This is a genomic window from Streptomyces sp. CA189 (assembly GCF_056428985.1).
The window spans coordinates 33,792-54,531 of the sequence record NZ_JBWJVM010000015.1; the positions used below are offsets into that span (position 1 = coordinate 33,792).

A 20,740-nucleotide genomic window follows, 5' to 3' on the forward strand; every position below is an offset into this window, starting at 1 on the left:
CGGGCAGGGCGGGCGCCGGGCCGGCGTAGGCACCGCGCGGGGGTTCAGACGGGCCGCGTTCCCTCTCCCGGCGGCGGTGCGGCGCGGACGCGCTCCAGCGCGGCCAGGAGGTGGCGGTGGGCGAGCCGTTCGGCCGCCAGCGCCCGGCCGAGGGGGAGGTGGTACGGGTCGCGGAGCGCGCGCGCCCGGACAGCGGCGGCGCGGCGCAGCTCTCTCGTACGGTCCACCTCGTTCCGGGCGCGCACGGACGCGGCGTCGAGGAGGCGGTGGTCGAGGACCTCGGCGAAGGCCCGGTCCACCAGGGCGTCGAGCCGGTCGAGGTTCTCGGCGCAGCGCTCGGGGGCCGCCCCGGCGCACCCTTCGTCCAGGGCCCGGGAGAGCGATCGCAGGGTCGCCCCGAGCTCCGGGTACCCCCAGGCCGGTGCGGTGTCGTCGCTGCACCCGGTGGCGAGGAACACCAGCACGGCGACGGAGGTCAGGGCGCGCACCGGGCCCGGCCCCTTGCGCGCGCGCACGCCGGGACCAGCGGCGGCGGGAGCCCTCCGCACGGGGGAGCACGAGGTCATGGAGCACGAGGTCATGGAGCCCCGATCGCAGGTCGAGTGGAGGTCGCGGGGAGGTCGAGTGGAGAGGGGGACGGAGTCGGGACCCGGCCTCGGCCGGAACCCGGCGTGATCCGCCGCCATCGTCGCCCGCACTGCTCAGCGCTGCCACCCGGAGCTCGCACGCCCGTCCGGTGCGGCCGCCGGCGGCTGGACCGCCCGGTACCAGGGGGAGGACGGCGGCCGGCTCCCGAAGCGCCCGGATCCGGCCGGGGGAGCGGTCGTCACGTGCAGACCGCCGTCCAGGCCGAGAACGGCGCCGACGGCCGTGCCGTCCTGCGCGGTCAGGGCCGCCGGTGCGCCCGTGTAGTGCATTTGGGACTCGTGCCAGGACGGTCCGCCGTCCGTGTCACCGTCCGTGTCACCGGTGGTGTCGCCGTCCGTGTCCGGGATGCCCGCGCCGATGCCTACGCCGACCGTGCCCGTGCCCGCGCGGCCCGCGAGCAGGCCCCCCGCGACGCCGACGGAGCCGTAGCCGCCCGCGCCGCCCGCCTCGGCGACCGGGGAGAACTCCGGTACGGGCCCGCCCGCGGTGGCCAGGCTCGTGGCGGCGGTGCCCGTGCCGGGGCGGCGGAAGTACAGGGAGACGCCGTCGCCCTTCGCGCTCGCCGAGAGCGGCCCGGTGGTCGCCGGCAGCCCGGTCGGGACGGGGTCGCCGAGTGGGGCGTCCGGGGTCTGCTGGATCCAGGCCAGCACGCTCTGGGCGGTGGCCGCGTACACGTGGCGCCGGCCGGCCGCGTCCGTCGCGGTGACCGGGTCGCCCTGGAGGCCGGAGCCGCCCAGGGATTCCCACGCGCCGAAGGCGCCGTCGGGGGCCGGCTGCGCACGGGCGCGCAGGGTGCGCCGGGAATCGCGTACGTAGACGGTCATCCGGCCGGTACGGTCCAGGGCCACGGCCGGTGCGCTGATCGCCGAGGTGCCGGACACGTCGTGGGTGTCCGGGGTGCCCAGGGACACCCAGGGGCCGAAGGCGCCGTCGGGCGCGGTCTGGACGGAGTACACGAGCTCGCGTCCGTACTCCTGGGGCGTGGCGCCCAGCGTGGTCCGGGTGCCGAAGACCCCGACCCTGCCGTCGGGGAGCCGGACCGCCGTCGCTCCCGTGTCCATTCCGGTCCCCGCGAGGAACTGGGGCCCCTGCCAAGGGGCCTTGGGTCTGCTGCGCGACCAGTAGGCCATCCGGCCGTCCAGCACGGTGAAGGCCCACAGCCGGCCGGATGCGCCCTCGGTCATCCAGGAGGTGACATCGCCCCGGCCGTAGCGGATGGTCCGGTTCCACCCGGCGCCGGCGGGACGGGTCGCCGTCTTGCGGTCGCCGCATCCGGCGGGGCTGCCGCACCAGTTCTCGTGGTCGGTCCAGGCGTAGGTCTTGAGGTAGCCGAGCTTCTCCTCGGCGGCCTGCGGGTCGAGCGCCGGGGGCAGGGAGCTGTTGGGATAGCTCACGTAGTTCTGGACCGAGAAGTGGGGCCGGTCCGTGGACTTCGCGTAACGCTCGGCCGCGGCCTGCACGAACCGGGCGCCGTATATGTGGTCCTGGTGGTCGAGGAAGGCGCCGCCGTCGTGGGACCGGCCGGGCGTCGGGTCCTGCGTCCGTATCGTGGTCGGCCGGTACAGGGCGAAGACCCCTGCTATGGCCTCCACCACCTGGTCCTTGTCGTACGAGAACCCGGGCTTGACCGGCGTCCCGGAGCTCAGCTGGGAACCCAGGGCGGGGACCCGGCCGTCCCACAGTCCGCGCAGACTGTCCGGATTGTCCCCGGAGATGCTGCGGGCCTCCCGCAGCTGCATCCACACCAGGCTGACCTCGGGCCGTGCGACGAGGACGTCCACCTCGGCGCTCCCGCCGCCGACGGTGGGTATGGAGCGGCGCTGCCAGGCGCTGGCCCGGTCGCCGGTGGCCATCTGCGCGTAGGCGGCCCGTATGCCGTTCTGCCGGGCCTCCGCGTAGGAGGCGTGGTCGGCGGGACCCTCGGGGTCCTGCAGGTGCTGGCCGTGGGCCTCGTTGCGGCCGTCGGACTCGCCGGAGGTGAGATAGACGGTGGCGACCTTGATGCCCGTCGATATGGAGCGGCTCAGGTCGGGGTTCATGAAGAAGAGGTCGTCGTCGGGATGTGCGACGACCTGGAGGACCGTGCCCTCGGTCACACTCGGCCGGAGTGCCGCCCCGGGGGCCGCCGACTCCGGCGTGGACCCGTACCCGTAGGCCCAGGTCGTCACCCCGGCGGCGCCGACGGTGAGCGCGGCGAGCAGGACCGCGAGGCGGGTGCGGCTGGCCAGGGACATCTGCAACGCCTCGGGGATCGGTCGGTCGGGTGCCGAATGGGGCTGTGGGGGCGGGTCGGTGCCCCGATGGCCCCACCGCTTTCCGGAGACGACCGGGCTCGATTATGCCTCGCGCGCGTGTGGCTGACACACCGTCAGGTCGACTATCTGATGATATGAGGGATCTTGCACCTATAGCCGGAGTGAAGCCCTTTTGTCCGGATAGATCAGGAGTGTCGTTCTGTCACGCGCCCGGGCGGTTCGGGCCGTCCCGTCGAGGCCGCACTCCCGGCATATCGGGCTGCCCACCAGGCCCAAGCCCTGGTGGGCGGGGTAGGAGCCTCGGCGCTCGCATCTGACGCAGGGTCGGCGGCCGGGCCGCGAGCGTCCGGGGCGGCCGCGCCCGGGAGGTCTCTGGCGTGTGAGCGGATCCACACGGCGGACGTCACGTCCGAAGCCCGCCGGGAGGCGCCCGCGGCGCCGGCAGCGGCCGCGACTCCATCGGGCGGAGCGGGCCCCCGCCATGATCAACATACAGCGCGCAGGGGGGGCTTGCGGCAAGACCCGGGGCACGCCGAAGAATCGCCGACCGGAGCCGGGATCCACGGCCCCTCCTCTACCGAAATGAGAGATGCCGCATGCGTGTGGTGTTGTCGACGTACGGCTCGCGCGGGGCCGTAGAGCCGATGGCGGGGCTGGCGGTGCGGTTGCGGGACCTCGGCGCCGAGGTGCGGATGTGCGCACCGCCCGACGAGGAGTTCGCGGCGCGGCTGGCCGGGCTCGGCGTGGAGCTGGTGCCGGCCGGCAGCCCGGTCCGCCCGCTGGTGACCTCGGTGACACCGGGGTCACCGGAGGGACTGGTGCAGCGGGCGGCGGACCTGATGGCCGTGCAGTTCGACATCGTCGCGGCGGCGGCCGAGGGAGGAGACGCGCTGGTGGCGACCGGCCCCTTGCCGGTCACCGCCGGCGCGCGGTCGGTGGCCGAGAAGCTGGGCCTGCGCTACGTCACGCGAGCCATCAGCCGGTCAGCCTCCCGTCGCCCCACCGGCCGCCGCCCGCGCGGCGGGGCCGGCCACTGCCTCCGGAAGCCACCGACAACCAGGCGCTGTGGGACCTGGACGCCCGCATTGCGCACACCATGTTCGGCGAGACGCTCAACACCCTGCGGGCGGCCGCCGGCCTGCCGCCGGTCGACTCCGTCCGCGACTACGCCTTCACCGCCCGCCCGTGGCTGGCCACCGACCCGCTCCTCTCCCCGTGGGAGCCCACGGGTCTCGACGTGGTGCAGACCGGAGCGTGGTCCGCACCGGACGAACGCCCGCTCCCCGCCGAGCTGGTGGAGTTCCTGGACGACGGCCCACCGCCGGTCTACGTGGGCTTCGGCAGCACGCCCGGACGAGCCCCCGAAGAGGCGCCGCCCGAGCGGCCGTCGGGGCGATCCGGGCACGGGGCCGCCGTGCGGTCGTCTCCCGCGGCTGGGCTCAACTGGCCCTGGCCGACGGCCTGGACGACGGCCTGGCTGACGGCCTGGCTGACGGCCTGGACGACTGCCTCCTGGTCGACGAGGTCAACCATCAGGAGCTCTTCCGCCGGGTGGCCGCCGTCGTGCACCACGGCAGCGCGGGCACCACGCTGACCGCCGCCCTGGCCGGTGTGCCCCAGGTGGTGGTGGCCCAGGGGGCGGACCAGCCCTACTGGGCAGGCCGGGTCACCAGCCTGGGCATCGGCGCGGCCCCCGACGGCCCGGCCCCGGCCGCCGAGTCCCTGTCGGCCGCGCTGCGCACGGCGCTGGTCCCCGAGACCCGCGCCCGGGCGGCCGCCGTGGCCGCCGCGGTCCGCACCGACGGGACGACGGTGGCCGCGCGGCTGCTGCTCGAAGGGGCCGGCCGGAGCGCTTGACCTCAACTCCGGTCGAGGTCCTACCGTCGGCTCCGTTGATCACCACCTGACGGCAGAAGACGAGGGGCGGACCCCGTGGACCTCGATACCGGAGCCACCACCGAGCGGGCACTCGTACTGGGCCCGGGAGGCCCGGTCGGCACGGCCTGGATGGCGGGCCTGGCCGCCGGACTGCGCCGCACCGGAATCGATCTGGGCGGAGCCGACCTCATCGTCGGCACGTCGGCCGGAGCGATCGTCGGCGCACTGCTGGCCACCGGCCAGGACCCCGAACGGCTCGCCGCCCTCGGAGCACGGACGGGTCCGGCCGCCCCCGGAGCGGCGGCGGCCGCGGCCCGGCTGGGCTCCGTGCTCGTGGTGCTGGGGGAACCCGGGCTGGAACCGGGGGAGGCCCGGCGCCGAGTGGGCCGGATGGCCCTGGACCACGCCGGCTCGGAATCCGGCCCCGCCGCCGAGCGGGCGCTGCTCGCGGGACGGGCCGCGCTGATCGGGGCCGGCCCCTGGCCGGACCGGCGGTTGCTGATCACCGCGGTCGAGGCGGCCACCGGCGAGCCCGTGGCGTGGGACCGTACGAGCGGTGTGCCGCTGGTGCGGGCGGTGGCCGCGAGCAGCGCCTTCCCCGGAGCCGTGCCGCCGGTCGCCATCGACGGGCGGCGGTACATGGACGGCGCCCTGCGTGCGGGGGCGAACGCGGACCTCGCGGCCGGGGCCCGCACGCTGGTCGTCGTGGAGCCCATGGCGCACCTCTTCCCCCGCGAGCGGCTCGAACGGCAACCGGCGTCCGTCGGGGCGCGGACCGTCGTGACCCTCGGGCCCGGTCCGGAGGCCGTACGGGCCTTCGGGCCGGACCTGCAGGACCTGGCGAACTGGGAGCCCGCGTACCGGGCGGGCCTCGCCCAGGCGGGCGCCGCCGCCGAACGGCTCCGCTCCGCGTGGAACACGGGATCCGCCGCCGTCTGACCCGCCGCCGTCCGACCCGCCGCCGACTGCGCGCCCGCCCGACCGCCCGCCGACGCGTCGTCACGCACCCGGCGTACCGGGCGGGCCCGCGTCATCCGGTCGGCCCAGCCGGACGGCGGGCCGAACCCGCAGGCCGGGGGCGTGCGTTCCGCATCCCGTCCGTCCCGCCGTCTATCCCGACCCTCCCCGCGGATGGGAACCTGAGGCTGCCGCTCAGCCGAGCGCGGGCACCCACACCCTCCCCCCGACGCCCCCGTGCGCGCCCCTGCCGCCGACCCGCCATCAAGGGAGTCCATCGCATGCAGACCCGTTCAGCCGACGATGCGCGCAAGCGAGTGGTGTGGGGGATAGCCCTCGTCCTGATCGCCGTCACGGCGCTCCTCGGAGCCGGGCCCGGGGCCGCCGAGGCTGCCGCCGCGCCCGCCCCGCCCGTACCCGTCCTGTCCTGGGGCCCCTGCGCCGACGGCCAGGGAGACGGCTTCGAGTGCGCGACCGCCCAGGTGCCGCTGGACTACCGCCGGCCCACCGGAACCACGATCCCGCTGGCCGTCACCCGGAAGCTCGCGGCCGACCCGGCCCGCCGCACCGGCGTCCTGGTGCTGCACCCCGGCGGGCCCGGCAACTCCGGCGTGAACTTCGCCCGCAACAGCTACGCCGCACTCCCCGCCGCCCTCCGCGACGGCTTCGACGTCGTCGGGTACGACATGCGGGGCGTGGGACGCAGCGGGCAGGTGGAGTGCTGGAACGACACCGAGTACGCGGCCGCCGTCGACGCCGCGCGCGGCGTACCCGGACCGGGAGCCCTGCAGACCGCCGTCCGGCAGGGCCAGGAGTTCGCCGCCGCCTGCCGGGAACGCGCCGGCGGCCTCGTACCGTTCATCGGCACCGGGTCGAACGCCAAGGACCTCGACCTGCTGCGCCAGGCCCTCGGCGAGGAGACGCTCACCTTCTACGGCCGCTCCTTCGGCAGCTATGTCGGCACCGTCTACGCCGCCCAGTTTCCCCGGCGCGTGCGCGCCATGGTCCTGGACGGGGCCTACGATCCGCGCAGCTACGCCGACCTGCCGTACGCCTACGACGCCGCGCAGTTCACCGCCCTGGACGCGGCGGTCGGCCGGTTCCTCGACTGGTGCGCGCAGAACGCCACCGCCTGCGGATTCGGCGCGGGCAAGCCCCGGGAGGCCTTCGAACAGCTGAAGCGGGACCTCGACGCAGACCCGGTCGTCACCGCGAGCGGACGCCCGGCCACCGGCTACACCCTCGCCTACCGGCTGATGTTCAACATCAACTCGGGCAAGGAGATCTGGCCCTACCTGGGAGAGGCCCTGGCCGCGGCCCAGGCCCGCGAGACCTCCTTCCTGCTGTCACCCCCCTCACCCGGGTCCTTCGACTTCCTCAACGTCAACCTGGCCGTCGAATGCGCCGACCGCGTCTACCCCGCCAGCCGGCTCCTCCTGGGCGCCCTGGTCGGCGCACAGGCCGCCTCGGCGCCCCTGCTCGGACCGCCCATCGGCCTGGGACCGCCCACCTACGACCACAACCACGCGCCGACCTGCGCACAGTGGCAGGCGGAACGCCCGAGCCGCTACGAGGGCTCCTACCGGGCGGCCGGGTCCGCCCCGATCCTGGTCCTCGGCACGACCGGGGACCCGGACACCCCGTACCGGGACGCCGTGGCCCTGGCCGGGACGCTGGACGCCGGCCGGCTGCTGACCTTCGACGCCGAGGGGCACACCGCCTACAACCGGAGCGCGTGCGTCAGCGCGCTCGTCAACGCCTACCTGGCCACCCTGGCCCTGCCCGCGCGGGGCACCGTCTGCGCCGACGAGACTCCCCCGGAGGCGCTCGGCCGGCGCACCACCGGGCCCGTGGAAGCCGACGAGACGAACGATGTGATCCCCACCCTGCGCTGACCGGGGGCCGCCTCCGTTCCCCGGCGCAGCAGCGCCGGGACGGGCCAGGCGGGCGAGGTAGCGGGCCAGTCCGGTCGCGTCCTCGCCCGCCCAGCCCACGTACCCGTCGGGCCGGACCAGGAAGAGCCCCTTGCCGTACGGCTCGTACGGTCCGATCCGGTGGACGTGCAGGAACTCCCTGTCCACGGGCGGCAGTTCGGCATCCGTGCCGACGGCGAGCAGGGTGAACCGCGCTCCCCGGAACAGGTCGAAGAGCCTGCGCCCGCCCGGCAGCGGGCCTTCGGGCGCCCGGTCCCCGGCTTCCAGGGCGCCCGCCGCGCCCTCGGAGAGCGGGCCGCCCCGGTAGCCCAGGCCGAGTTGGCGGGTGCTCCCGCCGCGTTCCTCCTGGCCGCGGTGGATCCGGGTGGACAGGCCCAGAACGTGCGCGGCGAGGGGCCGGCGCTCCTGCTCGTAGGTGTCCAGGAGTTCGGGGTCCGCGCCGTGGCGCAGTACCTGCCCGAGCTTCCAGCCGAGGTTGTAGGCGTCCTGCACGCTGGTGTTGAGGCCCTGGCCGCCGGCGGGGGAGTGCACGTGGGCCGCGTCGCCCGCGAGCAGCACCCGGCCGGCGCGGAACCGGTCGGCCATCGCGGCGCGCGGTCTGAAGTCGGAGGCCCACCGGACCTCGGTGACGTCGTCGGCGCTCAGGTGGGTCAGGGCGGCGACCGCGCCGGGGATGTCGGCGGTGTCGGGTTAGGAGCGCCGTGCCGATCGCCCCGCCCACCTGCTGGGCCGTGTTGACCGTGGCCGAGGTGATCCCGGAGTCCCTCCGCGCCACGCCCTGGGTGGCCGTCGACATCACGGGCATGAAGACCAGGCCCATGCCGAACCCGAGGACCAGCAGGGCGGGGAGCACGTGGGTCGCGTACGAGGAGTCGACCGTCAGCCGCGTGAGGAGGAGCAGGGCCACGGTGGCCAGGAGCAGCCCGGGGACGATCAGCGAGCGGGGGGCGAGCCGGTCGAGGAAGCGGGCGGAGACCTGCGTGGCACCGGTGATGATCGCCAGGGTCATGGGGAGGAAGGCCAAGCCCGGTCCGGACGGGGGAGTAGCCGAGGACGAGCTGGAAGTAGTAGGTCATGAACAGGAACAGGGCGAACAGGGCGATGGTGGCCGGCGCCATGGTGACGAGGCAGCCGGCCCGCGTCCGGTCCCGGATGATGTGCGGCGGGAGCATGGGGTCGCTCGCCCGCGCCTGCCACCAGGCGAAGGCGGCCAGCAGGGCCGTCCCCCCGACGAGGAGGCCGATGACCAGGCCGTCGGACCAGCCGCGCGGTTCGGCCTCGCTCAACCCGTAGACGACGGCCACGAGTCCGCCGCACCCGAGGAAGGCTCCCGGGACGTCGAGCTTCGCTCCCGTACGCCCCCGGTCGGGCAGGACGGCGAAGGCGCCGATGACCGCGATCGCGGCGATGGCCACGTTGACGTAGAGGCACCAGCGCCAGTTCAGGTACTCGGTGAGCAGGCCTCCGGCGATCAGGCCGACGGCGCCGCCACCGCTCGCGATCGCCGCGAACACGCCGAAGGCCTTGGCGCGTTCCCCGGGGGGTCTCGAAGGTGGTGGCCGGCAGCGACAGGGCGCACGGCGCGAGGAGCGCCGCGAAGACGCCTTGCAGCGCCCGGGCCGCGAAGAGCATCCCCGGTCCGCTCGCAGCGCCGCCCAGGGGGGAGGCGAGGGCGAAGCCGGCCAGGCCGATGACGAACGCCCGCCTGTGGCCGATGAGGTCCGCGATGCGCCCGCCCAGCAGGAGCAGCCGGCCGAACGCCAGCGAGTACGCGGTGATCACCCACTGCCGGTTGCCGTCCGACATCCCCAGCTCGCGCTGGGCGGAGGGGAGCGCGATGTTCACGATCGTGGCGTCGAGGACGACCGTCAGCTGCGCCGGCCCGATCACGGCGAGCGCCCACCAGCGCCGGGGATCGGGAGGGCCGGCCGGTACGCCGCGACGGGCCGGGGCGCGGCGTCGGACATCGGGCCGGATGAGGTTCCGCTGGCGGACGTCGCGGAGTCAGCCACACACGGATCGTGACGTTCAGCCCGCCTGGAGATCCGGCGGCGGCATCCCGCATTCCCAGCCGGAACGGCCGGACCGGTGAGCGGGCCGCACGGTCCGGCCGGGCCCGGTGGAGCGGCAGGGCCGACCCGTTCGCGCGCCCGGCTCGACGCCCCTGGCCGTACTCACGGCGCCGGGGACGGCTGCCGCCGCCCGCTGCCGGCGGACATGGCGGCGGCGCAGGGCCGCGTACAGGGCGGCCGTGGCCACGCTGGCGGCGCACCAGGCGCCGAGGATCACGAGGATCGTGCGGAGGACGGCCACGGGGACTCCTCGGGTGTGAACGGCACCGCCTCGGCGAGCCGGGCGAGGTGGTGCTCGCCGTGACCGTCCAGTACCCGGAGGAGGCGGACTTCACGCCCTCCGCCGCCTCCGGCGCGGGCGCCGCTACGGCGCGATCGGCAGCTGCCGCTTGTGCTCGGTCAGGCGGTAGCGGCGGACGATCGTGTCGAAGGCGCGCTCCCCGACCGGCTTGCCCTCCAGGAAGTCGTCGATCTCGTCGTACGTGACCCCCAGCGCGTCCTCGTCGGCCTTGCCCGGGTCGAGGGTCTCCAGGTCCGCCGTGGGCGTCTTCCAGACCAGCTCGGCCGGTGCGCCCAGAGCGTCGGCGCAGGCCCGCACCCGGCGCTTGGTCAGCCCGGTCAGCGGCACCACGTCGGCCGCGCCGTCGCCGAACTTGGTGAAGAAGCCGGAGACCGCCTCGGCGGCGTGGTCGGTGCCGACGACCAGGCCGTCGTGCGCGCCGGCCACCGCGTACTGGGCGATCATGCGCTGGCGGGCCTTGATGTTGCCCTGTACGAAGTCCTGGTGGTGGTCGTCCCGGAAGACGGTCCCGCCGGCCAGGGAGGCGGCCAGCGCCGCGTCGCTCGCGGGCTTCACGTCCACGGTCAGCACCCGGTCGGCGTTGATGAAACCGAGGGCGAGCTGGGCGTCCTTCTCGTCCGCCTGGACGCCGTAGGGCAGCCGCATCGCGAAGAACGCCGCCTCGTGCCCGGCCGCGCGGACCCGCTCCACGGCGAGCTGGCAGAGCCGGCCGGCCGTCGTGGAGTCCACTCCGCCGCTGATCCCGAGCACCAGCGAACGCAGGCCGGTGGACGTGAGCCGCTCGGCCAGGAACGCCACCCGGCGCTCGATCTCCCGCTGGGCGTCGAAGCTCTCGGCCACCAGGAGTTCCCGGGCGATCTCCTGCTGCAGGGCGGTGGACGCCGGCTGGCTCACGGCTGCTCCTCATGATGGTTCGTCGGTTCGGAAACGATGCGCTGTCCCGCCGACCCTAACCGAGGGCGCGGGTGAGCCGCGTCTCACCCGCGTGGCGGCGCTTGTCTATGCAACGAGTTGCATAGAAGGATCGGGGCATGGCACTTGAGCACGCGATCCTCGTCTCCCTGCTGGAGCAGCCGGGATCCGGATACGAGCTGGCACGCCGGTTCGACCGGTCCATCGGCTACTTCTGGACCGCGACCCACCAGCAGATCTACCGCGTGCTGAAGGCGATGGAGGGCGACGGCCGGCTCGACGTCCTCGAAGTGCCCCAGCGGACCCGGCCGGACAAGAAGGAGTACTCCGTCACCGCGGCCGGCCGCGCCGCCCTCTCGGCCTGGCTCCACGAGCCGATCCAGGCCGACACCGTCCGCCACGAGCTCGCCGTGAAGATCCGCGGCGCGGCCTTCGACGATCCGGCCGCCCTGATCCGCGAAGTCGAGCGCCACCACCGGACGCACGCCGACCGGCTCACGCACTACCTGGCGGGCGAGCTCCGCGATTTCACCGGACCGCGCGCTCCGGGTCCCTCCGACGCCGGGCGGGAACTCCAGCACGTCGTGCTCCGCGGCGGCATCGCCTACGAGCGCATGCAGCTCGCCTGGCTGGAGGACGTACTGGCCACGCTCCACCGCCTGGCAGCCCCCTGACCCCGGGCCGCCGCACCCTCCCTTCTCCTTCTTCCCCTCCACCCCTCATTCGACGCATCCTCCGACCGGAAGGCGAACGCCCATGAGCGACCCGTTGCTGTTCAACCCGCGCACCTACGACCCCGCGCACTTCGACCCCGAGACCCGCCGGCTGCTGCGCGCGACCGTCGACTGGTTCGAGGAGCGCGGCAAGCGCCGGCTGATCGAGGACTACCGGACCCGCGCCTGGCTGGGGGACTTCATCTCCTTCTCCGCGAAGGAGGGACTCTTCGCGACCTTCCTGACCCCGGAGCCGGCCGCCGGCCAGGACGGGCCCGACAAGCGCTGGGACACCGCGCGCATCGCCGCCCTCAACGAGATCCTCGGGTTCTACGGCCTCGACTACTGGTACGCGTGGCAGGTCACCATCCTCGGTCTCGGCCCCGTCTGGCAGAGCGGCAACGCCGCCGCCCGCGACCGCGCCGCGCAACTCCTCGATGCGGGCGAGGTGTTCGCGTTCGGCCTGTCCGAGAAGACCCACGGCGCGGACATCTACAGCACCGACATGCTGCTGGAGCCCACTGCCGACGGCGGTTTCCGGGCCACCGGCTCGAAGTACTACATCGGCAACGGCAACGCCGCCGGACTCGTCTCCGTCTTCGGCCGCCGCACCGACGTCGAGGGCCCGGACGGCTACGTCTTCTTCGCGGCGGACAGCCGCCACCCCGCGTACGACGTGGTGAAGAACGTCGTCGACTCCTCCAAGTACGTCAGCGAGTTCCGCCTCACGGACTATCCGGTCGGCCCCGAAGACGTCCTGCACACGGGCCGCGCCGCCTTCGACGCCGCCCTCAACACGGTCAACGTCGGCAAGTTCAACCTCTGCACCGCCTCGATCGGCATCTGCGAGCACGCGATGTACGAGGCCGTCACCCACGCGCAGGGCCGCATCCTCTACGGCCGTCCCGTCACCGCCTTCCCGCACGTGCGCCGCGAGCTGGCCGACGCGTACGTCCGCCTCGTCGGGATGAAGCTGTTCAGCGACCGCGCCGTCGACTACTTCCGCTCCGCCGGCCCCGACGACCGCCGCTACCTCCTTTTCAACCCCATGACCAAGATGAAGGTGACCACGGAGGGCGAGAAGGTCATCGACCTGATGTGGGACGTCATCGCGGCCAAGGGCTTCGAGAAGGACACCTACTTCGCCCAGGCGGCCGTCGAGATCCGCGGCCTGCCCAAGCTGGAGGGCACGGTCCACGTCAACCTGGCGCTCATCCTCAAGTTCATGCACAACCACCTGCTGGAGCCGGCGGACTACGCTCCCGTCCCGACCCGCCTCGACGCGGCCGACGACGCCTTCCTCTTCCGCCAGGGCCCGGCCCGCGGCCTCGGATCCGTACGGTTCCACGACTGGCGCCCGGCCTACGACGCGTACGCGGCCGTGCCCAACGTCGGCCGGTTCCGCGAACAGGCCGACGCCCTCTGCGCGTTCGTCGAGACCGCCGCCCCCGACGAGGGCCAGAGCCGCGACCTCGACCTCCTCCTGGCGGTCGGCCAGCTCTTCGCCCTGGTCGTGCACGGCCAGCTGGTCCTGGAGCAGGCCCGCCTGACCGGCCTGGACGAGGACGTGCTCGACGAGCTGTTCGGCGTCCTCGTGCGGGACTTCTCCGCGCACGCCGTCGAACTGCACGGCAAGGACTCCGCCACCGCGGACCAGCAGGCATGGGCGCTGGGTGCGGTCCGACGCCCGGCCGTGGACGCGGACCGCTCGGCGCGCGTGTGGGCACGGGTGGAGGGCCTCGCGGGGGCGTACGAGATGAAGCCCTGACGCCGGCCTCCCGGGCCGGCCCGGGACCGGTCCGGTCCCAGGCCGGCCCGGTCCCAGGCCGGTCCGGGACTTTGTACCCGTGTCTCTCCTCGGGTACCGCTCGGTCCTTTCGGCCGGTGTGCACGCGGCCCTTCGAGGTGTTGGCTGGAAGGAGTCGGAACAGCCGGAGCACACACCCCGAGAGGCTGGAACCCCACCATGTCGACGTCCACGGAGCAGAGGACGGAGGTGATCGCAGAGAACCGCACCCGCAAGGGTCTGCTGCCGCTGTGCCTGAGCGAAGCAGCGGAGCGGTTCTCCTTAGCGGTCCTTCTACGGAATGCGCGCGGTACTGGCGCTCTTCCTGATCGACACGGCCCACGGCCTCGGCATGTCCAAGACCACGGCGGTAGCCCTCGTCGGCGCCTATCTGTCCGCCTGCTACTTCACCGCCCTGCCGGGCGGCTGGATCGCCGACCGGCTGCTCGGCGCCCGTAGGACCGCCCTGGCCGGCGGCATCGCCATCCTGGCCGGACACCTCGCGCTCGCCTTCGAGGCCGGAGCGGCCGGCGTCTACGCCGGCCTCGTCCTCATCGCGGTCGGCACCGGCCTGCAGAAGCCCAATATGACCGCCCTGGTCGGGAAGCTGTACGCGCAGGGCACCGACCACGAGCGGGACGCGGCCTACAGCAAGTTCTACGCCAGCGTCAACGTCGGCGGCCTGGCCTCGACCCTCCTGGTGGGCTGGCTCGGACTGCACTTCGGCTGGAACGTCGCCTTCGGCACGGCGGCCGTGGCCATGGCCCTCAGCCTGTGCGTCTTCCAGGCCTCGGGCAGTCTCCGCGAGGCCGCCGACGCACCCGGCCGCCCGCTCACCCGCACCGAGGCCCGCACGGTGGCCGTCCGGGCACTGGGGTGCGTGGCCGGCGTCCTCGCGGCCGGCGCCGCGGCCCGGGCGACCGGCACGCTGACCCTGCCCCACGCACTCACCGCGTTCGCGGTCCTGGCCGTGGTCGTGCCGGTCGGCTACCTCGTCACCCTGCTGCGCCGCCCCGACCTCGACGCGCGCGGACGGGCGGGCATCCGCGCCTACGCACGGCTGTTCGCGGCGGCCGTCGCCTTCTTCTGCATCTTCGACCTGGCCGCGTCCAACGTGCAGCTGTTCGCCGCGGACCACGTGGACATGGAGGGCATCCCGGTCACCTGGCAGGCGGCCCTGAACCCCGTCATGACCATCGCCTTCGCCGGGGTCCTCGCGTTCGTGTGGCGCAGAGTGCGCGTTTCCTCCCCGGCGAAGTTCTCCACGGGACTCGTCCTCGGCGGACTGTCCTTCCTCCTGCTCGCCCTCGCCGCGGGCCGGGCCACCGGCAGCGCCCACATCTCGCTGCTGTGGCTGGTCGGCCTCTACGTCCTGCTGAGCATGGGCGAACTGTTCCTCGCCCCCACCGGACTCTCCATCAGCCACAAGCTGGCCCCGGCCGGCACCGGATCCCAGCTCGTGGGCCTCTTCTTCCTGGCCGCCGCGGCGGGCGACGCCATCGGCAGCCAGGTGGCCACCCACCTCACCGGCGCCGCCCTCTACCTCGCCCTCGGCGGCCTGGCCCTGGCAGCCGGGATCGCGATGGCCGCCGCCACACCGAAGCTGCGCCTCCTGACCGGCGAATGAACCGGCCGACCGCCTACGTGGCGCTCCCCTGCCGTCCGATGGCTTCGAAGGAGGCGACGAGGTCGGTGGGGGAGGGGAGCGCGGCGATCTCGGACCGGAAGGCGGCGGCCCCCTTGCGGAGGGCTTCGTCGGTGAGCAGGCGGCCGAGCAGATCGGCGTCCACCTCGTCACCCGTCGAACGGAGGGCGAAGCCCACCCCCGTCGCGGCGTCGGTGTTGATGAAGTGGTCGGCGCCCTGCGGAAGGATCAGCTGAGGGACGCCCAGGGCGGCGGCGGTGAGCATGGTGCCGGCGCCGCCGTGGTGCACGATCGCGTCCGCGGTGTCCAGGAGCTGGGCCAGGGGCACCCAGGGCAGCACCCGGACGTTGCCGGGAAGCGTCCCGAGCGGGCTCAGGTCGGTGTCGCCGACCGCGAGCAGGAACTCGGCGTCGACCGAGGCGGCCTCGGAGATCACCCGGGTGACCGGGTCCACGCCCGCGAACGTGGTCACCACGGTCCCGAGGGTGACGGCTATCCGGGGACGGGAGCCACGGGCCACGAGATCGCGCGGGACCGAGCCGCCACCGTTGTGCGGCACGTAACGGACGCGCAAGCCGGTGCCGTCCCCGCCGAGGGAGGGCGGTACGACGTCGAGGACGGTGTGGGTGGCGGGGCCTTCGACCCCGCGGGCCCGGTACTCGTCCGCCAGCAGCCCGGCGAGCCGCCCGACCATGCCGAGGCCGGACATCACGCCGAAGTTGTGGACCACGGCCGGTATGCCGAGGGCCGCGGAGACCAGGGGAGCGGCGGCCTGGAAGGGGGCGTGGACGATGAGGTCCGGCCGCCAGGCGCCGGCGACGGCGAGGAGGTCGTCGATGGTGACCCGGCCGTGTTCGGCGAAGCCGGCCGCGGCGAGCCGCTCGGTGTCCTGCGGGCTGTTGGCGTCCGTGACGAACTGCAGGTCCTCACCGTCCGAGGCGCGCCGGAAGGCCTCCATCAGCGTCGATCCGTCGCCGATCTCGACGGTGGGCAGGCCGGCTTGCCGGAGCTGGTCGTACGGGGCCGAAACGGCGAACAGCACCTGGTGCCCGGCGGCCTGCAGCGCCTGGGCGTTCGGCACCATCGGGAACAGATGGCCCACCGAAGCGGGGCCGGTGAAGAGGATGCGCACGCTGATACTCCTTGGGTGGGGCCCCGAATCGCTGCTCGGACAGGGCTCCTCGACGGCTCTGGCACATGTTCGAACGAATCCACTCTCGCCTCGGTTTCCATGGAGATGATCGAATTTCGGCCGTTTCCAACGGGCATCCGACCGTGCGGAGGCGGGCGTTGAGCATGCGCCCAGCCGTCCGCACCGCGGCCCCGCCGTCAGACCTGGGGCGGGCCCTGTACGAGGAGGCGGGCCGCCGCGTAGTCGGCGCGGTCGGCCTCGTCCGACGCGTCCAGGTAGCCGTAGGCGTCGTCGCCGACGGGGATCCGCAGGGGCGTGGGGCCCCCGGCGGAGACGATGTCCAGGACCCGCGCGGCGAAGTCCTCCGGACGTCCGGTCTCGGGGCTGTCCGCGAGGCCCCGGGCCCCTTCGAGCATTTCGCGGTTGGTGGCGTCGTAGGCAGGGACCCGATGGGCGGCTTCGGCCATGGAGGTGCCGTAGCGCGTCGCGAACATGCCCGGTTCGAGGACGGTGACGCGGATGTTGTGGGGAGCCGCCTCCATGGCGAGGGTCCGGCTCATGCCCTCGAGGGCGTGCTTCCCGGCGGTGTAGGCCGCCAGACCGGGGAAGGCCATCCGGCCGACCACGGAGGAGACGTTGAGGATGTGGCCGTGCCCCTGGGCCCGCATCAGCGGCAGGACGAGCCGCGCGAGCCGCCAGGGGCCGACGACCAGGGTCTCCAACTGGTCGCGCAGTTCGGCGTCCGAGACCTCCTCGACCGCGCCGAACAGTCCGACGGCGGCGTTGTTGACGAGGATGTCGATGCCGCCCAGGCGCTCGGCCGCGGTGCGGACGGCCTCCTCGCAGGAAGCGTCGTCCCGCAGTTCGAGCGGGATCGGGACGATGCGGCCGGGCCAGGCGGCGGCCAGATCCTCCAGGTCGGCGGTCTTGCGGGCGGTGACGGCCAGTTCGTCTCCCGCCCGGGCCGCCGCGGTGGCCAGTGCGTGCCCGAGTCCCGAGGAGCATCCCGTGACCAGCCATCGTCGTCCCATGGTTCCCCCGTGATGGCCGAGTTGCTCCGGATGTGGCGGCAGTTCATGTTCGTGGGGGCTCGGGCCCGGGGTCATCCCCGCTGCGGGGGCGCGCGGAGGCGCGCAGGCGCACGTCCCGGCGCGCGCACGCGCCGGGCGGGGACCGCGGCCCGGCGGGTACGCCGGACCCGGTCGCCTACGCGAGCGGCCCTCCGGCTGCCGGCGCTCCCCCCTGCCCGGCGGCGCGACGGAGCCGGGAGCGGGCCGGGTCCTGGGGTGAGTACGAGGCCGTGCCGGTCTGTTCCCGCGGGTTCGGGCGGACGAAGAGGGTGACGGTGACCTTCTCGGTGAACCTGCTGCGCCGCATCATCGCGGCGGAGGCCGCGTTGCCGCTCTCCACGTCGGTGATGATCCGGGACGCTCCCGCCGCGAAGAGCGCGGCGCAGCAGTGCTCGACCAGGGAACTCGCGCCCCCGGCCCCGGGCGCGTTCCTCCAGCGCGATCCACTCCAGGTACCCCCGGTTTTCGCGCTCGTCGTAGGACAGCGACCCGAGGACGAAACCGAGCAGCCCCTCCTCGTCGCGGGCGATCCAGCAGGCGTCCGGCTGGGCGTCCCAGTGCGCGGCCACGGACGACAGCGACCAGGGGTCGCGGTCAGGCGGTGGTGGCGGAGGCCGTGGTGTTCCCTGCCGCAGCAAGGGCCGCCACCGCCGCGACGGCCGCGTCCGTGTCGGCGACGGCGAGGAGGGCGTTGATGTAGGCGCCTGCCAGCGCCCCGGCCGCGGCGGAGGCCCCGACCTGGGCGTTCGGATCGGTGACGTTGCCCGCCACCCACACCCCCGGCACGTCGGTGGCGCCGGCCGCGCCGGCGGCGAAGCGGCGACCGTCGCCGGGCAGGTCCTCCATCGGCAGGCCCAGGCCGGCCAGGCCCTCGGTACGGGCCACGAGCGTGGTCGCCACCGCGAGGACGCGGCGGTCGACGACCCGGCCGCCGGCCAGGCGCACACCGCGGATGCCGCCGTCGCGGTCCCCCACGACCTCTTCGACCGGGGTGTCGACGACCCGGATGCCGCGTGCGGCGAAGCGCGTACGGGTCTCTTCGTCCAGCTCGGTGCCGTGCGTGAAGTAGACGAGGTCGTCGGTGAGCTGACGGAACAGCAGGGCGTGGTGGATCGACCCGGGGCCGGTGGCGAGGACGCCGATCGGCTCGTCGCGGACTTCCCAGCCGTGACAGTACGGGCAGTGCACCACGCTGCGACCCCAGTGCTCCGCCAGTCCCGGCAGCTCGGGCAGCACATCGCGCAGACCGGTGGCCACCAGCAGGCGGCGCGCCGTCAGGACGCGGCCGTCGGTCAGGGTGACGGTGAAGCGCAGGTCGCCGTCGGCGGACGGCCCGGCCGGCTCGGCGGCGGAGACCTCGCCGGTGACGATGAGGCCGCCGTAGCGGCGTACCTCCTCGCGGCCGCGCCCGTACAGTTCCGCCGGCGGGGTGCCGTCCAGGCCGAGCAGGCCGTGCACGCCCTCGGCGGGCGCGTTGCGGGGGGTGCCGCTGTCGATCACGACGACCGAACGGCGGGAGCGGGCGAGCATCAGCGCGCCGTTCAGACCGGCGGCGCCGCCGCCGATCACCACGGCGTCGACGGTCCCGTCCGGCAGTGCGTCGGACGCGTATGCGGTAGTCGTCGCGGACATGTCGTCGGATTCCTTCCTGGGTGCGGTGTTCCTTCGGACCGGCCCGGTGGTCCGGGGCCGTTGCACACGACGCTAACCGCGACTTGCAGCACGGGCATACTATGTTGCCCATGACGCAAGAAGACGGCGATCTGGACGGCCTGGTACGCAAGCGCATCCGCGCGCTGCGGGTGGCGCAGGGCTGGTCCCTGGAGGAACTGGCCGTGCGGGCCCGGCTCAGCCAGTCCACGCTCAGCCGCATCGAGAACGGCCAGCGCCGCCTGGCGCTGGACAGCCTCGTCACGCTCGCCCGCGCGCTGGACACCACCTTGGACCAGCTCGTGGAGACCGCGACCGACGATGTCGTCACCAGTCCGATCATCGACGCCGCTCGTGGGCAGATGCGCTGGCCGATGAAGGGCGAACCGGGCATGACGGTCATTCGCCAGCGCATGACCGAGCCGCCGCCGGACAACCCCTCCCGCATGCGCGCGCACCCCGGGCGCGAATGGCTCGTGGTCCTGTCCGGCACCGCGATCCTGATGCTGGGGCATCGCCGCTTCCGCATCGAGACCAACCAGTCCGCGGAGTTCCCCACGATGATGCCGCACGCGATCGGCGCCGAGGGGGGGCCGTGCGAGATCCTGGGGATCTTCGACCGGGACGCCCGTCGCGGCCACCAGCGGGACAACGGCGTCAGCGACGGAGGGGGCGAAGACGGGGGCGGAGGCGCTGCTCAGGGGCCGGGTCGTTGACGCGGGCGGCGGCCCCTCCTGACGCGTACGGGGTCTCCCGCGCGGGCCGTCTTGCGCGTCCTGGGCGTCGCAGGGCCATCTTCTTGCCTAACCGGCAAGAATTAATGCGGGCAGCGCATGGGCGCCCTACCGTGGAGCCATGACCCACGCACAGCACGCACCCCAGCACGGCCACGCCCAGCACGGCGGCCACGGCCACCAAGGCCATGACCACGGCCACCACGGCCATGACCACGGCCACGCCCAGCACGAGGCCGACGGCCAGGCGGAGATCCTCGACCTCGACGCGGAAGTCCTCGCCGAGCACATCACCGACATCACCACGTGGCTGCCCCTGCGCGAGCCCCCTCGCCACATCGTGGATCTGGGCTGCGGCACGGGAGCCGGCACCTTCGCCCTGCTCGATCAGTTCCCCGACGCGCACGTCACCGCCGTCGACTCCTCGGCGGGGCACCTCCAGCGCCTGAGGGAGAAGGCCTGCGCCCGGGGCGTCGAGGACCGCGTCCGCACCGTGCAGGCCGACCTCGACGAAACCGAGTGGCCCGACCTCGGTACGCCGGACCTGGTGTGGGCCTCGGCCTCGATGCACCACATGGCCGACCCGGACCAGGCCCTGCGCGCGGTCCGCGAGCTGCTCGCCCCCGGCGGACTGTTCGCCGTCGTGGAACTGGCGGGCTTCCCCCGCTTCCTGCCCGAGGACGCCCCGGAAGGCCGGCCCGGACTGGAGGAGCGCTGCCACACCGCGAGCGAGAGCTACCACGCCGAGCACGTGCCCCACCGCGGCGCCGACTGGGGACCGAAGCTCACCGCGGCCGGGTTCGCCCTCGACGGCGACCGCGTGATCAACGTGAACATCGCGGGCTCGCGCAGCGAGGCGGTCGGCGCGTACGCCCTGGGCAGCCTGCAACGCCTTCGCCGCAGCATCGTGGACACGCTCGCGCCGGAGGACCTCGCCGCACTCGACCGGCTGCTCGACACCGACGGCCCGCAGAGCATCCTGCACCGCGACGACCTCGCCGTGCGTACCGAGCGCACCGTCTGGGCCGCACGCCGCACGAGCTGATCCGTGCC

At 74.0% G+C, this 20,740-nt stretch carries 15 protein-coding genes and 4 pseudogenes; 8 read left to right on the top strand and 11 right to left on the bottom strand.

The window, feature by feature from the left end; genetic code table 11:
* Nucleotides 1-44 precede the first annotated feature (44 nt).
* Both AC061S_RS14855 and AC061S_RS14860 read right to left on the bottom strand, forming a co-directional pair.
* Entirely contained in the window at nucleotides 45-515 is a 471-nt protein-coding gene (locus AC061S_RS14855) for a hypothetical protein (RefSeq protein ID WP_478686404.1), read from the bottom strand.
* 186 nt (nucleotides 516-701) lie between these two features.
* Nucleotides 702-2,882 carry a PIG-L family deacetylase gene (locus AC061S_RS14860; RefSeq protein WP_478686405.1) on the bottom strand — a complete coding sequence of 727 codons (2,181 nt, stop codon included), beginning with the start codon at nucleotides 2,880-2,882 and terminating at the stop codon, nucleotides 702-704.
* 617 nt (nucleotides 2,883-3,499) lie between these two features.
* Here AC061S_RS14860 and AC061S_RS14865 point away from each other — a divergent pair.
* The 3 genes and pseudogenes from AC061S_RS14865 (at nucleotide 3,500) to AC061S_RS14875 (ending at nucleotide 7,633) form a co-directional block, all read left to right on the top strand.
* Nucleotides 3,500-4,760 (top strand): annotated as a pseudogene (locus tag AC061S_RS14865) (glycosyltransferase).
* A gap of 75 nt (nucleotides 4,761-4,835) precedes the next feature.
* The gene (locus tag AC061S_RS14870) at nucleotides 4,836-5,720 is read left to right on the top strand and encodes a patatin-like phospholipase family protein (protein WP_478686406.1); all 885 of its coding nucleotides are present in this window, start codon (nucleotides 4,836-4,838) and stop codon (nucleotides 5,718-5,720) included.
* Between the two features lie 299 nt (nucleotides 5,721-6,019).
* Nucleotides 6,020-7,633: an alpha/beta hydrolase gene (locus AC061S_RS14875; protein ID WP_478686407.1), complete on the top strand. Its 1,614-nt coding sequence runs from the start codon at nucleotides 6,020-6,022 to the stop codon at nucleotides 7,631-7,633.
* A gap of 39 nt (nucleotides 7,634-7,672) precedes the next feature.
* Here the strand turns inward: AC061S_RS14875 and AC061S_RS14880 are convergent.
* The 4 genes and pseudogenes from AC061S_RS14880 to nadE all read right to left on the bottom strand — a co-directional run.
* Nucleotides 7,673-8,335 (bottom strand): annotated as a pseudogene (locus tag AC061S_RS14880) (FAD-dependent monooxygenase); the annotation flags it as partial.
* A 28-nt stretch (nucleotides 8,336-8,363) separates the two neighbouring features.
* Nucleotides 8,364-9,649, bottom strand: a pseudogene (locus AC061S_RS14885) (MFS transporter); the annotation flags it as partial.
* 51 nt (nucleotides 9,650-9,700) lie between these two features.
* Nucleotides 9,701-9,985 (bottom strand): hypothetical protein, encoded by a 285-nt coding sequence (locus tag AC061S_RS14890; RefSeq protein WP_478686408.1) that lies wholly within the window; start codon nucleotides 9,983-9,985, stop codon nucleotides 9,701-9,703.
* A 123-nt stretch (nucleotides 9,986-10,108) separates the two neighbouring features.
* Nucleotides 10,109-10,939, bottom strand: a complete 831-nt coding sequence (nadE, locus tag AC061S_RS14895) for an ammonia-dependent NAD(+) synthetase (RefSeq protein ID WP_478686409.1) — start codon at nucleotides 10,937-10,939, stop codon at nucleotides 10,109-10,111.
* Nucleotides 10,940-11,076: 137 nt separating this feature from the next.
* Between nadE and AC061S_RS14900 the strand changes: the two genes are divergently transcribed.
* From AC061S_RS14900 to AC061S_RS14910, 3 genes are all read left to right on the top strand, one after another.
* On the top strand, nucleotides 11,077-11,631 hold the full coding sequence (locus AC061S_RS14900) for a PadR family transcriptional regulator (protein WP_478686410.1): 555 nt from the start codon (nucleotides 11,077-11,079) through the stop codon (nucleotides 11,629-11,631).
* Nucleotides 11,632-11,713: 82 nt separating this feature from the next.
* Complete coding sequence (locus tag AC061S_RS14905) at nucleotides 11,714-13,438, top strand: acyl-CoA dehydrogenase family protein (protein WP_478686411.1); 1,725 nt, start codon at nucleotides 11,714-11,716, stop codon at nucleotides 13,436-13,438.
* Between the two features lie 319 nt (nucleotides 13,439-13,757).
* Nucleotides 13,758-15,083, top strand: coding sequence for a peptide MFS transporter (locus tag AC061S_RS14910; protein ID WP_478686412.1), 1,326 nt, complete (start codon nucleotides 13,758-13,760; stop codon nucleotides 15,081-15,083).
* Between the two features lie 13 nt (nucleotides 15,084-15,096).
* On the opposite strand, the gene AC061S_RS14915 is transcribed toward AC061S_RS14910, so the two are convergent.
* The 5 genes and pseudogenes from AC061S_RS14915 to AC061S_RS14935 form a co-directional block, all read right to left on the bottom strand.
* A complete protein-coding gene (locus tag AC061S_RS14915) occupies nucleotides 15,097-16,233 on the bottom strand; it encodes a glycosyltransferase (RefSeq protein ID WP_478686413.1) in 1,137 nt (378 codons plus the stop codon).
* A 197-nt stretch (nucleotides 16,234-16,430) separates the two neighbouring features.
* Nucleotides 16,431-17,264, bottom strand: a complete 834-nt coding sequence (locus AC061S_RS14920) for an SDR family oxidoreductase (RefSeq protein ID WP_478686414.1) — start codon at nucleotides 17,262-17,264, stop codon at nucleotides 16,431-16,433.
* A gap of 175 nt (nucleotides 17,265-17,439) precedes the next feature.
* Complete coding sequence (locus AC061S_RS14925; protein ID WP_478686521.1) at nucleotides 17,440-17,643, bottom strand: hypothetical protein; 204 nt, start codon at nucleotides 17,641-17,643, stop codon at nucleotides 17,440-17,442.
* A 127-nt stretch (nucleotides 17,644-17,770) separates the two neighbouring features.
* Nucleotides 17,771-17,872 (bottom strand): annotated as a pseudogene (locus tag AC061S_RS14930) (hypothetical protein); the annotation flags it as partial.
* Nucleotides 17,873-17,897: 25 nt separating this feature from the next.
* The gene (locus tag AC061S_RS14935; RefSeq protein WP_478686415.1) at nucleotides 17,898-18,935 is read right to left on the bottom strand and encodes an NAD(P)/FAD-dependent oxidoreductase; all 1,038 of its coding nucleotides are present in this window, start codon (nucleotides 18,933-18,935) and stop codon (nucleotides 17,898-17,900) included.
* A 110-nt stretch (nucleotides 18,936-19,045) separates the two neighbouring features.
* Between AC061S_RS14935 and AC061S_RS14940 the strand changes: the two genes are divergently transcribed.
* Together AC061S_RS14940 and AC061S_RS14945 are read left to right on the top strand one after the other, a co-directional pair.
* Nucleotides 19,046-19,669 (top strand): helix-turn-helix domain-containing protein, encoded by a 624-nt coding sequence (locus tag AC061S_RS14940; RefSeq protein ID WP_478686416.1) that lies wholly within the window; start codon nucleotides 19,046-19,048, stop codon nucleotides 19,667-19,669.
* A 139-nt stretch (nucleotides 19,670-19,808) separates the two neighbouring features.
* The gene (locus tag AC061S_RS14945; RefSeq protein WP_478686417.1) at nucleotides 19,809-20,732 is read left to right on the top strand and encodes a class I SAM-dependent methyltransferase; all 924 of its coding nucleotides are present in this window, start codon (nucleotides 19,809-19,811) and stop codon (nucleotides 20,730-20,732) included.
* Nucleotides 20,733-20,740 lie beyond the last annotated feature (8 nt).